Consider the following 12,846-nt stretch of genomic DNA (forward strand, 5'->3'; position numbering starts at 1 on the left):
ACGGCCCGATCACTTCCCAGGCCTGATCAGTCAGTTCATGACGTCGCACCACGAACGGAGTAACGACCGACCGACATTGCGGACACGCCCTAGGGCGAGGGGCGGCCTACGTCGACTTCGACGATGAACCGGCCGTCCGTCACGCGGACGCGGGCGCGCTGGGGCATCGGGTCGGTGTGCAACGGCTTCGGGATGACCTCGATCAGGCAGCCCGGCATCTCCGCGGTCTGCTTCACACCCGGCATCGCCGCGAACCAGTGGTGGATCTCCCGGGGTCGTTCACTGCACTCGGCGCCGGGTGGGGCAGCCTTCCCGTACGTCACCCGCGCCAGAGCGCCCGAGGTGCGGGCCACGGATGTTCGGGCGAAGCCTGACGGGGTGCCCCGGTTCTCGGCCACACTCCGGTTGGCCTCGTACGTGCTGTCGTCGCCGGCCCGCTGGTCAAGGATCTCCGCGGCACTCAAGGCCGGCCCGATCACCAGTATTGTCCTGCCCAGCTTGGCCCATGGTGAGAAACGCTGGCGCGGTGCGGACCCCGGCCCTGCGGTGGGCCGCGCCGCCGGCCGCTGCACGGTGGGGCTTCGCGCCGGGGTCGTGGGGGTTCGGGGCACAACGGGTTTCGCTACGTCGCGAGCCGGCGCCGCGATGGCGGTTCCGTCCAGCTGGGCCTGCAGCTGCTCCATGGGCAGGCGCGCGGCGGGATCCTTGTGCAGCAGTCCGTCGAGTACAGGACCGAGCGCCCCCGCCCGCACCGCCGGGGCCGGCTCCTCCGTCACGACGGCGCCAGGACCGCGCTCGGGGCCCTCGAGCGCGGCGATCCCGAAGTCGGTAAGGACGACCCGGTCCCCTTCGAGCAGGATGTCGGCGGGCTTGATGTCCGGGTGGGTGACCCCCACCCGGTGCGCAGCACCTCTGTGCCGTCGTCGGCCGCCCGTACCGCCGCGTACAGCTCGTCCTCGGCGAGCTCGGCGGGGAGAGGTTGCTTCGCACCCGCGGTCAGCACGGCAATTCTCCCGTGCGGGTTCGGTGCCGAATTCGGGGGGTTGAAGACGAGAAAGGCGCAGGTCCTAGCCCTGATCGAATGAGTTGTCGTACCACTCGATGGTGGTCCCGATGAGACTGGCGGCGACGATGCGCTTCAGCGATCCGGGCGGCGTCGGGGAGGGAGTCGCGGCGGCCATGTGCACCACTCCCAGGCAAGGGCGGGGACGTGTTCGTGTCGCCACACCGTAGGAAGACGCAGGTCAGCGGCGTATGTGGTGGGACACCATAGTTCGGGTGGGTCGTGTGCCCCCGGCCTCCATGGCCTACAGCTGCGACCCTGCCGAAGGCCCGAGAGGGGCCTGGAGAGGGGCTGTCCGGGTTGCGCTGATCGGGCACGTTTTGGTGGCGCGCTGCTGACTCCCGTGCTGGTTTGGTGCTGACTGAAATCCCATGTCAGCACCCGTTCCAACCCCTCCCGTGCTGACTTGGTGCTGACTACGGAGCGTTGAACTCCGACATCTGCGACAGGCCGGTTCCGATGGATGCGCCAAGGTCGGTCGTAGGTTGCGATCCCCCATGTGTGGCGCTGCCGGCCCCGTGCGGCGGGCAGCCGTTCGCGGAGGCTGGTTCGAGTCGTACGACTTCCCGAACAGCCGCGCACGACTGGGGAGTGTGCCGCGGGGGATGCGCCTGCGCCCAGCCCGTCGGAGTCGAGATCGCGCTGGCCCTTCAGCAGGTCCGCCGGGAAGAAGTGACCGTGGCGCGGGGTCAGCCGGGACTCGATTTCGTCCGCCCGCCGATGCATCCCCGTCCGGCTGCTCGGTATCTCCGATCTGACCCCGTCGTCCCCCGGCGTATGTCGGTACCCGCGACCTCCAACACGGAGGCTGGGCCGCACCGCGTCTTTCCGCCCGGAATGGCGCGGTTCACGGCTGGCAAGCCTTTGCCATGGCGATGACTTGCCGTCATGAGACCTTCACGACCGTGTTCACCGGTCGATAGACCCATGCCATGGACTCCCCTTCTCATCGTTCCGCCCTCCGGCGCGGGCGCCGGCAACTGATCGCGGCGGCCACCGTGGTGCCCCTGCTGACCTCGGGGCTCTTCGCCCTGCAGGTTCCCGCGCAGGCTGCCCCGGCTGAGCCCACCGTCAACGCCAAGCCCTCGGTGACCCACAAGGTCACCCTTGTCACCGGCGACGTCGTCACGGTCACGACGACCGCCGACGGCAAGCAGATCGCCGACGTCGACCGGCCCGACAGCGCCGTCGGCGGCGTGAGACTCCAGGAGATCAAGGGCGACTTGTTCGTCATCCCGGACGAGGCGGTACCGCTGCTGGGAACGGACAAGCTGGACCGGCGGTTGTTCAACGTCACCGACCTGATCGAGATGGGGTACGACGACGCGAAGTCGGCCGCCGTACCGCTGATCGCGACCTACACCGAGCCGACGTCCCGGGCGGCCACCGAGCCGACGGCTCCCCGCGGCAGCAGGCTGACCCGCAGACTCAAGGGCATCCGCGGCGCGGTGCTCAGCACCGACAAGCGGCAGACCCGCACCTTCTGGACCTCCATCGCGCCCCAGGGTGGCGGCACGCTCGGTGCGGGGGTCGCGAAGCTGTGGCTCGACGGTCGCGTGAAGGCCAGCCTGAAGGAGAGCGTGCCGCTGATCGGCGCGCCCGAGGCCTGGGCGGCCGGTTACACGGGCAAGGGCGTCAAGGTGGCCGTGCTCGACACCGGCATCGACGCCGACCACCCCGACTTCGCCGGTCTGATCGACGGCACGGCCAGCTTCGTGCCGGGTGAAGGCGTCACCGACGTCAACGGGCACGGGACGCACGTGGCCGGCACGATCGTCGGTTCGGGCGCCGCCTCCGGAGGCGACAACAAGGGCGTAGCGCCCGGCGCCGATCTGTACGTCGGCAAGGTGCTCGGTGGCGCGGAGGGATACGGCCAGGACTCCTGGGTCATGGCCGGCATGCAGTGGGCCGCCGAGTCCGGTGCCGACGTCGTCAACATGAGCCTCGGCGACTCCTACCCGACCGACGGCAGCGACCTGATGTCGCAGACGGTCGACGCGCTCTCCGCGCAGTACGGCACGCTGTTCGTCATAGCCGCCGGCAACGCGGGCCCGGAGAGCATCTCCGCCCCGGGTGCGGCCGCCGCGGCGCTGACCGTGGCAGCCACGGACAAGCAGGACCGGCTCGCGTCCTTCTCCAGCACCGGCCCGCTGGCCTGGTCCGGTGGCATGAAGCCGGACATCGCGGCGCCGGGCGTGGACATCACCGCCGCCAGGTCACAGGCGATGACCGATGGTGGGGAGGGTCTCTACCGCACCATCAGCGGCACGTCGATGGCCACCCCGCACGTCGCGGGCGCGGCGGCGATCCTGGCCCAGCGGCACCCGGACTGGACCGGCGCGCAGCTCAAGGAACACCTGACGAGCACCGCGAAGGGCCTGGAAGGCGGGTACTCGCCGTACGAGGTCGGCACCGGCCGCCTCGACGTGGCCGCCGCCGTGCGGACCACGGTCCGGGCGACCGGGTCACTCTTCTTCGGCAACTACACCTGGCCGCACGAGCCGAGCGACGTCGCCGTCACGAAGGACCTGACCTTCACCAACGCCGGTTCCTCCGACGTCACCCTGAACCTGGCGCTGACCGATGACGACGGGCCGTTCACTCTGGGGGCGGTCGAGGTGACCGTCCCCGCGCGCGGCACCGCCACCGTCCCCGTCACCGGTGACCCGCGGACCGCCTCGGCAGGCCGTCACGCCGGCTACGTGACAGCCACCGACACGGCCACTGGCCGGCAGGTGACCCGCACCTCCGTGGCACTGCTCAAGGAGGAGGAGCGCTACGACCTGAACATCAAGCTGGTCGGCAAGGACGGCAAGCCCGCCAGCGGCTGGGTCGGCATCAACCTCGCCGGCGACCCCTGGCCGTGGAACGTCTACGTCGAGGGCTCGACCACGATGCGCATGGCACCCGGCCTGTACACCGTCGCGGGGTACATCGACGTGGCGGGGGAGAAGGCGGACCGCTCCGGTCTGGCCGTGCTCGTCGACCCGGAGACGGTACTCGAGGACGGCTCCGCGGAGGTCGTGCTGGACGCGAGCAAGGCACGCCTGCTCCAGACCGAGGCGCCGCAGCGCACCGAGGACCGCCAGCGCAAGGTCGACTTCAACGTCCACTACAAGGGCCTCGACCCGTACATGGACTACCGCAGCGCGTACGTGCTGCCGCCGACGTACGACGACGTCTACGTCGCGCCGACGGAGGCGATGAAGCAGGGCGAGTTCATGCTGATCACCCGCTGGCGCAAGGGCGAGCCGCAGCTCGGCCTGAGCGCGTTGGGAGGCCGGCTCCCGTTCGAGGCGCGGGTGCAGGCGGGCAGCGCCCTGGGCACCGCCACGGACACGCTCCGCGCCGTCTACGCGGGCGACGGCGCGACGGCCGCGTACGAGAAGGTCACGGCCAAGGGCAGGATCGTCGTCGTCGAGCGCAGCGACGAGGTCTCGCCGCAGGAGCGGGCCGAGGCCGCGGTCGCGGCGGGCGCGAAGGCGCTGATCGTGGTCAACGACGGTGTCGGTGGCCTGATGGAGTACGTCGGCGAGTCGGCCATCCCGGTCGCCGCCGTGCACCGCGACGCGGGCAAGGGCCTGGTCTCGATGGCCAGGACAGGCCTCCTCAAGCTGACCGTGAAGCAGACCGAGTACACGCCGTTCGTCTACGACCTGACCCGGGACTACCCGGGCCAGGTGCCGGACCGGGCCCTGGTCTACAAGCCGAGCAGGAGTGACCTCGCCCGGATCGACGCCCGCTACTACGCGGCGGCGGGCGGGCGGCTCGCGGAGGGCTACCGGTCCGACTTCACCCTCAGCCCGTCGTTCAACATGCCCGAGCTGGAGTGGCACCCGGGCACCCGCACGGAGTGGGTGACCCCGGGCCAGGTCTGGCGGGAGTTCCACACGCAGGGCGTCGACGGACCGCTGCCGTGGTCGATGGTGTCGGGCGACAACACGTACGCCAAGGGCAGCACCACCCGCCTGGACTGGTTCGCTCCGGCGACCCGGCCCGCACAGAGCGAGTCCTTCGGCGTGTACAACTCCCGCTGGCAGAACTACATGACCTGGAACGTGCAGGCGTGGGCCTCCGCCAGCGACACCATGCGTCTCGGCGGCTACCTGCCGTGGGGTGAGACACCGTCCCACCTTCAGGTCTTCCAGGGCGACACGCTGATCCACGACAACCCGGTCAGTGGCGACATGCAGTGGGTGGAGGTACCGGCGGGCAACCGGCCCTACCGCGCCGTCCTCGACGTGGAACGGCCCGGTGACGTCTTCCGGCTGTCGACCCGCACCCACACCGAGTGGACTTTCATGTCCGACACCGTCGACTCGGACTTCTTCGAGCCGTTCTCGGTGCTGAACCTGGACTACGAGCTGGAGACGGACCTGCACGGCGACGTCAGGGCCGACACGACCCGGAAGATAGCGCTCAAGCCCGTGTCCATGGACCTCGGGACCGTGCCGGGCACCGTCACCAAGGTGACGCTGGACGTCTCGTACGACGACGGCGCCGGCTGGCAGAAGGTACTCCTGACCAAGCGGGCCGACGGCTCCTGGGCGGGTTCGTTCAGAACACCCAAGAAGCCCGGCGGCTTCGTCTCGCTCCGCGCGAGCGCCGGGACGGACAGCGGCTTCGGCGTCAAGCACGAGATCCTCCGGGCGTACGGCCTGCGATGAACGGAACAGTCGGGCCCCGGGGAGGCGACTCCCCGGGGCCCTTCCCCTCACACCCGCTCCCAGCAGGGACTATTCAAGGTCCGCCGCCATGGCGCATACTCTCCCCGCTGCGGCAAGCGGAGGAGAGTCGATCGCCGATGCTGGATGTTCTTGGCCTCGAACCCGATGACGAGCGCGTCTACCGGGCGCTGCTCGGACGGCCGAACTCCACCGCGTACCTCCTCGCCGATCCGAGCGTGCTGTCGCAGGCCCACGTCGACAAGGCACTGTCCCGCCTCGTCGAGTGGGGACTGGTCACCAGGTCGGCGGACGAGCGCTTCACCGCCGCGCCGCCGGCCATGGCGCTCGGCGCCCTCATCAGCCAGCGCCGGGACGGGCTGCGCATGGCGGAGCACGCCTTGGTGACCTTCGCAGAGGAACACCGGGCGGCGATGACCGGGAGCAGCATCAGCGACCTGATCGAGGTCGTCACGGGCGTCGACGCCATCCGGCATCGCTTTCTTCAGGTGCAGCAGGCGGCCCGCACGCAGGTCCGCTCCTTCATCACCGCGCCGTTCGTCGCCCTGCCACCCGACGAGAACACGGCCGAACCCGTGGCGATCGGTCGGGGTGTGCACTTCCGCGCCGTGCTGGACCGGGCCGTACTGGCGGAACCCGGCATCGTCGACGACGCGATCGATTCCCTGGGCAAAGGTGTGCACCTGCGGGTCGCCGACGAGCTGCCGATGAAACTCGTCCTGGCCGACGCCGACCTCGGACTCGTCCCGCTCGCGGTCACGGCGGCGGGAGAACCCGGCGCGGTGCTGCTGCACCGCAGTGGCCTGCTGGACGCGTTGGACGCTCTCTTCGAGACGGTGTGGCGCACCGCCCGCCCTCTCGAACTGTCGGGCGCCGGGGGAGAGGCCGATCGCACCGTCGAGGTCGGCGCGGAAGACCCCACCGACCTCGACCGCAGGATTCTCGCCCTGCTCCTGGCCGGCCTGACGGACCTGACCGCCGCGACACAACTCGGTCTGTCACCGCGTACGCTGCACCGGCGCCTCCGCCACCTCATGGATCTGGCCGGAGTCAGGACCCGGATGCAGCTCGGCGCCCACGCCGTGCGAAACGGGTGGGCAGAGGTTCCTTGAACGAGTGGGTACCCCGGGTGCCCTCGCACACGGATGCCGATCGGCGCCCCGGACAGGGCGTGTCGACGAGGGCTCGACGCCTTCGGCCGCGCCGCCGACCGACGGGCGGGAACGTACCCCGGCTCGGTCACCTTCCTCGGCGGCAGGGGAAGTCCACTCACAGGAATCGGCTACGGAACCGTGGGGGCCTCAGGTGGGATCCGAGGGCCTCTCACGGGCTTCGAGCGCGTGCTGGTAGTTGGCATGTGGTCCGTGACGCGGCGCGGGGTCAGTGATCGGAGTAGCTGAAGTCGCCCATGGTCCAGGCGCTGACGTCCGCGATCGAGACGCGGTACATCCCACCCGTCTCCGGGATCCCCACCGTGCCCTGAAGGATCCGCGCCATGTGGAAGTGCAGATAGGCGGGCGGCCCGTCCCTCCGTGTCGCAGCGGTGAAGACGGCGGAGAACTCGCCCAAGCGGGCGGATTCCGCCAGGACCTCCGAGACCCGCTGCCTCCACACCGCTTCGGTCGCAAGCCGACCGGTGATGACAGCGCCACCGGTGACCACCGTCAGGGACATCTGATTGCTCTGCCCGGACTCCACCAGCGTGGCGACGTCAACGAGCAGCTCGTCAAGCTTCGACATGAAAGCCGATCCTATTCACGGGCCGTCCCGTCCCGTCAACCGGTCGTGCCACCGGGCGAGAACGGCCGTCACCGCTTTCCCGTCAGGAATGCGCCGCGTGAGCATCGAGGCATCCCACGGGACTGCCGGAGACCGCTCCGCGACCTTCGCATCACTGTTCGAGGTCGATTACCTGTCTACCGGACACACGGAAATCTATGTCGGCCGGAGTAGACATTGGGTGGTGGCGTGGTTATGGTTTCTCTCGTAGCCCAGAGAGACAGCAGGGCCTGGCAGGGACGAACTGCCGGCAAGCAGTACCAGCAGTACAGGTAGTTGCAGTGAGCAGGACGGTGCGGCGGTGGAGTTTCGAAGCCAGAGTTTTCGCAGGACGGCGACGGGACTGACGGCCGGACCGGGTGGCCCGCAGTGATCAGGGGCCGCCGTGAGCGGGACCGCGGTCATGGCAGGTGCGGTACCCGTGAGTGCAGTGCGCAGTACCCAGCAGTGAAGTCAGTGAGCAGTACCCCTGGTGAAGGCGTCGGCTGCGGACGCGCGCACCGGGAAGTTCGGCAGTGGGGTTCTAAGCCAGAGCAGACGCAGGACGGGCGACGGGGCTGGCTGCCGAAGTGTGGCGCTGTCACAGGCCACTGAGTGGTTCGCATCACCAGCAGTACCCGCAGTGAATCAGTACCGGCAGTACGCAGTACCCCGTAGTAAGTAGTTGATCACCGAGGAAGAACGGAGGAACCCGCGCCATCAGGATCGCCCGGGCGGAAGTCTGAGCCCGGGTACCGCAGGACATCGATAACGAGGTGGTCTCCGGTCAAGCAACCGCGATCCCCGCACCCCCGACAGCAGCCAGGTCGGGTACGCGGACACAGAAGGCCGGCGCAGTGTCAGGGCCGGCAGGTGGTGTAGTAGTTCCTTCGGGGCCCTGGTGCCAGTACTGGCACCAGGGCCCCTCAACGCGTTCCACGAGAGAGGTGCAATGACAGCAGACGACTCGTATGGCCGTCTCGACGACGACGACTACCCCGCCTACACGATGGGCAGGGCCGCCGAAATGCTCGGCACCACACAAGGATTCCTCCGCGCCATCGGCGAAGCCCGCCTCATCACCCCGCTGCGCTCCGAGGGCGGCCACCGCCGCTACTCCCGCTACCAGCTGCGCATCGCCGCCCGCGCCCGCGAACTCGTCGACCAGGGCACCCCCATCGAGGCCGCCTGCCGCATCATCATCCTCGAAGACCAGCTCGAAGAAGCGCAGCGCATCAACGCCGAGTACCGCCGCGCCGCCGGATCATCCGGGCCGGCGCCCGCGGACTGAGACGGTGCGAGCCCGTCGGACACCGGCGGGTCCCGCGCATACAACCCCTTCCCGCAGGGCTTCGCGCAGCTCAGGAATCCTCCACATCGTTCGTGGCGGCCGACAGGACACCGAGGAGCACCAGGACGAGCACGGCGCACAGGAGCACGAGGACGACGACCACAGGCGTGGGATAGCTCCACAGGACGAGGGCGAGAGTTCCCGCCGCGATCACGGTGGCTGTGGTCAAGGGGCGGTGCGCGCGCAGCCAGTCGCCGGCCCGGCCGCTGTCCCACCCGGTGCGGGCCAGCGCGTGACCGGCGGCGTCGACGCCCCGGCCGGTGGCCGAGCGGACGGCGTCGGCTCCGCGGCCAGGCCCGTACAGATAGGCCGTGATCACGGCGATCAGCGCGATGACGAGCGTCGCCACCGTCGACTGCCGCAGGAACCTCACGAGGGTGTCATAGACATCCGCCGCGGCCTCTTGCGACTTCGCGACCGGGGCCACCGCGTCCAGGTACACCTGGCGCAGGACGGAGAGCACCACGAGCAGCGCGCACATCATCACGCCGATGCCGACCCCCAGGGCCATCACCGCTTTGCGGCGCCGAGGCGCTGCCCAGACCCCGAGGCCCGCAAGAACAACGACTGTCGCGGGTAGCCAGGGACCGAGCACACCGAGCCAGCGGGCCGCGTTCTGAACCTCACCCAGCTGGTCGTTCCTCGTCAGCACGATCGATGTGTCGGCCCCGGGAATCTGATCCGCATCGACGATCGTCGTGCCGACGAACTGCTTCTGCATCTCCTCCACCACGACCCCCACGTTCAGCACGAGGGCATCTCCCTTGACCTCGATCGCGCCACCGCCGTCGCCGGTCAGGACGTTCGTCGCGGCGGTGTGGGCGCCCCGGTTGACTCTGTCCCAGGCCTCGGCGAAGGCGTCGCTGGTGACCACCTTCTTCACCACGTACCGGACGCCGGTCGTCAGGCCGCTCTTGAGCTGTTCGTCCATCGATCTGGCCGCGTCGACCAGGAAGGGGGGTGCGTCGCGGTCGGCCAGGATGTCGGCGAGGGCGTCGGTGATCTTTCGGACGTCGACGCGCGCGACCACTCCGTCGGTCACACGGTCGATGACGACGTCCTGGACGGCCGGATCGCGGGCCAGCGGCGCGACCGTCTGTTCGTAGCGGTCGACGTCGTTGATCTGCGAGCTCGCCCATGCTGCCACCACGGCGACGGGAGCCAGCAGTACGGCCAGGGCGAGAAGCCCGGAGGCGACCACCGTGCGCAGCCTGCCGTGACGGAGGTCGGCGTCCTTGCGAAGGCGCTCGTAATCCGAGCGCTCAGATGCGTCCAGAGGGCGCCCCGGCTCGTCGGGCGAGGGCCTCCGCGGACCGAAGTCGTGAGGTGCGCCCATGGGACTCCCTCCGGGTGCGGCACTCGGAGCGCCAAGGCACTCCGCCCACGTGGTGAGACGGCCGCCGACCATCCGGTGCCTGACTCCATGGTTCCCCATCCACCCACGACCCGCAGCTTGCCCGCGTGTGTGTCCCACCGCACCCGGGCAGGCGCCGACGGCCGCGGCGAGGCACCCCTGATCATGCAGGCGCCGCGCTCAGGCCCTTGGCCGGATGGCCGGAGCCCTCCGTTCAGCCGTCGCGGTCTTGCCTCCTGTCCGTGCCCTTGGTCTCATCGTGCAGCAGGCCGGCGCGCAGCTCGCTGAGGATGCGAGCGAGGAGGCGTGAGACGTGCATCTGGGAGAGGCCGATGCGTCGGCCTGTTTCGGCCTGGGTCAGCTCCTGTGCGAAGCGGAGGGCGAGAATCTCTCGGTCACGCCGGTCGAGTCGGGCGATCAGCGATCCCAGCGACTCCAGGTCGTCGATCAGCTCGTACGCGGGTTCCGTGGCGGCGCTGCGGCTGAGGGCGGCGCCCTGTGAGGGCGAACGTGCGGAACTCTCACTGCCGGAGTCGTTCGAGCATGCCGGGTTCGGCGCTTTTCCCGGTCGCATTGAGGCTGTTCTGACTCTCTACCAGTAGTGCCGACGCCCGCCGACCTGGTGACCGACCGCACCGAGGATCCAGAGGATGGCACCGATGACCACGAGGATGATCCCGATTGTCCAGAGAATGCTGATGCCGGCCACGAATCCGATGACGAGCAAGATGACGCCGAGGACGATCATGGTGTCCTCCGATTCTGCTGATTGCTTCCATACCAGGGTAGGCGTCCCTTCCGCTCATGGCCTCCGGGAACGGAGCTTGAGCAGGGAGGTTCTGTCCCGTGATCTCAGGCCGGGTGCCCTGGCGAGAGGTCCGCGACGTCACTGAACCGGAGGAGTGGCGGCCTTGCAGGGCCGGGTGGGCTCTGCGTGACAGGTGCGAGCAGGAAGCCGACGTGGTCTCCTCCGTCGACGCGTTCCCGAACTCGGCCCACGAGCCAGGCGCAGGAGTCCTCCAGTACCGGCACTCCGCCTTCTCCCGGCCGCCAGGCCACCCTGCCGAACTTGTCGATGTCGTCGCCGGTCCGCCTGCCGAACAGCTCGGCGACCTGCGTCTGGTCGCGGCGCAGCGCGTGTACGGCGAGGTGGGAGGCGCGGCGAGCGATGCGATAGGTGCGGTTGGCGGTGGAGATCCACACCATGAAACGGGGTGGGTCGATCGAGCACTGTGACGCGAAGCCCACCAGGCAGCCACCCTGCTCGCCGTCGGCCGCCGCCGTGACGACGTACATCGGGTAGTCGAGCACGTCGGTGAAGCCGTCGAGGCCGGCCACGGTCAGCTCCTCGGGTCCGGGTCCGGGTCCGGGTCCGGGGGTGGGTCCGGGTCCGGGTCCGGGTCCGGGGGTGGGGTCGGGGGCAGGGGGCTACGGAGCGCGGAGCGCCCTGCCGACCACGCTGCGCGAACATGGGCGCCTAGTTCGTTCTCGAGCAGGACTGTGGCAGCGCACCCGAAGGCGATGTCCGGCTCCAGTCCGGGTTCGTCGGCGAGGAGGCCGCCGATGACCTCGCGCCGTACGACCTGCTCGTGGACGGCGTCGGCTTCGACGTGCTCTGCGTAGAAGTGCTCGGCGGCGGGCCCCGCGCCGCAGCGGCTCATGGCATTGGCGAGCCTTCGGGAGCCGGGCGGGGAGGTGACCTCGACGCAGGCGAAGTGGCCGACCAGCGCGCCGCGCAGGGATCGGTGCAGTCCGAAGAGGGACATGAGGTTGACGGTGGCGAGCAGCGGGGCAGGAGCGTGGTCCAGGTAGTGGCCGTAGGCCGGGTCGAGGCCGAGGTCGGTCATGAGGTCCGCGAAGAGCCGTGCGTGAATGCGTTCGGGGTGCCCGGCGCCGAATTCGTCGTACTCGACGGCCACCATCGCGGCCTTGGCCCGGCCGGTCAGCCGCGGGATGACCCAGGCGTGCGGGTCCGCCTCTTTGAGGTGGTAGAGGGAGCGCAGGGCCGCGTACTCGCGCAACTGCCACAGCTCGCCCTTGGTTTCCAGATAGTGGCTGACGCTGTCGGCTGGATATACCTGTTCGACGAGGAGCGGGGCGAAGGTCTCCTCGACGGTTCGGGGCGCATCGGGGAGTGCGATGCGCAGCGCGTGGAGGAACAGGGTTTCCGCCTCCCGTCGCAGACGCAGCAGGTCCGGGTCCCATTCGCGTGCGTCGTCGACGCCCTCGAAGCCTCGGTAGTGGAGTTCGTACAGCAGGTACAGCGCGAGCTGGAGGTCCTCTCCCCAGGGGTCCGCCCTTCGGATGCTGGCCTCGGTGTACGCGGGTGGCCGGTCGCTCCGCAGGGCCCTCTCCACGGCGCCCGACAGGTCACCCCGCGCTGCGACGAGGCGGGGGCCGGATTCCGTGACGCTCCTGCTGGACGGGGTCATCTGAGGCTCCTGTCCTCGGAGGGTGCTACAGCTCGTTCCCGGCGGCGATGGCTGGTGTCGCACCAGGGATACGCACGGCTGCGGCGACACGTGCACAGCGCGACCATGAACCGCTCGGATCGGGCGAGGGTCCCGTCGTCCAGCACGAATTCCACCGGGCCCTCGACCAGGATCGGGCCCTGCGGGTCGATGACCACCCGGCG

Annotated in this window: 11 protein-coding genes; 3 read left to right on the plus strand and 8 right to left on the minus strand. The window is 69.6% G+C overall.

What is annotated here, in order from left to right; translation table 11 throughout:
• Window positions 1-89: 89 nt before the first annotated feature.
• Window positions 90-896: a serine/threonine-protein kinase gene (locus tag ACZ6K0_RS21715; RefSeq protein WP_469229691.1), complete on the minus strand. Its 807-nt coding sequence runs from the start codon at window positions 894-896 to the stop codon at window positions 90-92.
• Between the two features lie 1,099 nt (window positions 897-1,995).
• On the opposite strand from ACZ6K0_RS21715, the gene ACZ6K0_RS21720 reads away from it, so the two are divergent.
• Together ACZ6K0_RS21720 and ACZ6K0_RS21725 are read left to right on the plus strand one after the other, a co-directional pair.
• Window positions 1,996-5,730 (plus strand): S8 family peptidase, encoded by a 3,735-nt coding sequence (locus tag ACZ6K0_RS21720; protein ID WP_469229692.1) that lies wholly within the window; start codon window positions 1,996-1,998, stop codon window positions 5,728-5,730.
• Window positions 5,731-5,867: 137 nt separating this feature from the next.
• Window positions 5,868-6,860 carry a helix-turn-helix domain-containing protein gene (locus ACZ6K0_RS21725; RefSeq protein WP_376403899.1) on the plus strand — a complete coding sequence of 331 codons (993 nt, stop codon included), beginning with the start codon at window positions 5,868-5,870 and terminating at the stop codon, window positions 6,858-6,860.
• A 268-nt stretch (window positions 6,861-7,128) separates the two neighbouring features.
• Here the strand turns inward: ACZ6K0_RS21725 and ACZ6K0_RS21730 are convergent, their stop codons facing one another.
• Window positions 7,129-7,488 carry a hypothetical protein gene (locus ACZ6K0_RS21730; protein ID WP_376403897.1) on the minus strand — a complete coding sequence of 120 codons (360 nt, stop codon included), beginning with the start codon at window positions 7,486-7,488 and terminating at the stop codon, window positions 7,129-7,131.
• Between the two features lie 970 nt (window positions 7,489-8,458).
• On the opposite strand from ACZ6K0_RS21730, the gene ACZ6K0_RS21735 reads away from it, so the two are divergent.
• Window positions 8,459-8,797, plus strand: coding sequence for a MerR family transcriptional regulator (locus ACZ6K0_RS21735; protein ID WP_332434027.1), 339 nt, complete (start codon window positions 8,459-8,461; stop codon window positions 8,795-8,797).
• Window positions 8,798-8,867: 70 nt separating this feature from the next.
• Here the strand turns inward: ACZ6K0_RS21735 and ACZ6K0_RS21740 are convergent, their stop codons facing one another.
• The 6 genes from ACZ6K0_RS21740 to ACZ6K0_RS21765 form a co-directional block, all read right to left on the minus strand.
• Window positions 8,868-10,193 (minus strand): hypothetical protein, encoded by a 1,326-nt coding sequence (locus ACZ6K0_RS21740; RefSeq protein WP_469229695.1) that lies wholly within the window; start codon window positions 10,191-10,193, stop codon window positions 8,868-8,870.
• Window positions 10,194-10,425: 232 nt separating this feature from the next.
• Complete coding sequence (locus tag ACZ6K0_RS21745; protein ID WP_469229697.1) at window positions 10,426-10,785, minus strand: sigma-70 family RNA polymerase sigma factor; 360 nt, start codon at window positions 10,783-10,785, stop codon at window positions 10,426-10,428.
• A gap of 18 nt (window positions 10,786-10,803) precedes the next feature.
• Window positions 10,804-10,959, minus strand: a complete 156-nt coding sequence (locus ACZ6K0_RS21750; protein ID WP_469229699.1) for a DUF6131 family protein — start codon at window positions 10,957-10,959, stop codon at window positions 10,804-10,806.
• Between the two features lie 104 nt (window positions 10,960-11,063).
• Window positions 11,064-11,549, minus strand: a complete 486-nt coding sequence (locus ACZ6K0_RS21755) for a flavin reductase family protein (RefSeq protein ID WP_469229701.1) — start codon at window positions 11,547-11,549, stop codon at window positions 11,064-11,066.
• A 2-nt stretch (window positions 11,550-11,551) separates the two neighbouring features.
• Window positions 11,552-12,643 carry an iron-containing redox enzyme family protein gene (locus ACZ6K0_RS21760; RefSeq protein ID WP_469229703.1) on the minus strand — a complete coding sequence of 364 codons (1,092 nt, stop codon included), beginning with the start codon at window positions 12,641-12,643 and terminating at the stop codon, window positions 11,552-11,554.
• Window positions 12,640-12,840 (minus strand): CDGSH iron-sulfur domain-containing protein, encoded by a 201-nt coding sequence (locus ACZ6K0_RS21765; RefSeq protein WP_469230609.1) that lies wholly within the window; start codon window positions 12,838-12,840, stop codon window positions 12,640-12,642. The genes ACZ6K0_RS21760 and ACZ6K0_RS21765 overlap by 4 nt, the downstream gene beginning before the upstream one ends.
• Between the last annotated feature and the right edge of the window lie 6 nt (window positions 12,841-12,846).

Source organism: Streptomyces sp. NPDC042346, from assembly GCF_055581845.1.

What these genes read in the sequence shown, in the direction of transcription:
- ACZ6K0_RS21735 (WP_332434027.1), top strand. Translation starts at nt 8,459, where the DNA reads ATGACAGCAGACGACTCGTATGGCCGTCTCGACGACGACGACTACCCC.
- ACZ6K0_RS21750 (WP_469229699.1), bottom strand. Translation starts at nt 10,959, where the DNA reads ATGATCGTCCTCGGCGTCATCTTGCTCGTCATCGGATTCGTGGCCGGC.
- ACZ6K0_RS21730 (WP_376403897.1), bottom strand. Translation starts at nt 7,488, where the DNA reads ATGTCGAAGCTTGACGAGCTGCTCGTTGACGTCGCCACGCTGGTGGAG.
- ACZ6K0_RS21740 (WP_469229695.1), bottom strand. Translation starts at nt 10,193, where the DNA reads ATGGGCGCACCTCACGACTTCGGTCCGCGGAGGCCCTCGCCCGACGAG.
- ACZ6K0_RS21760 (WP_469229703.1), bottom strand. Translation starts at nt 12,643, where the DNA reads ATGACCCCGTCCAGCAGGAGCGTCACGGAATCCGGCCCCCGCCTCGTC.
- ACZ6K0_RS21725 (WP_376403899.1), top strand. Translation starts at nt 5,868, where the DNA reads ATGCTGGATGTTCTTGGCCTCGAACCCGATGACGAGCGCGTCTACCGG.
- ACZ6K0_RS21720 (WP_469229692.1), top strand. Translation starts at nt 1,996, where the DNA reads ATGGACTCCCCTTCTCATCGTTCCGCCCTCCGGCGCGGGCGCCGGCAA.
- ACZ6K0_RS21745 (WP_469229697.1), bottom strand. Translation starts at nt 10,785, where the DNA reads ATGCGACCGGGAAAAGCGCCGAACCCGGCATGCTCGAACGACTCCGGC.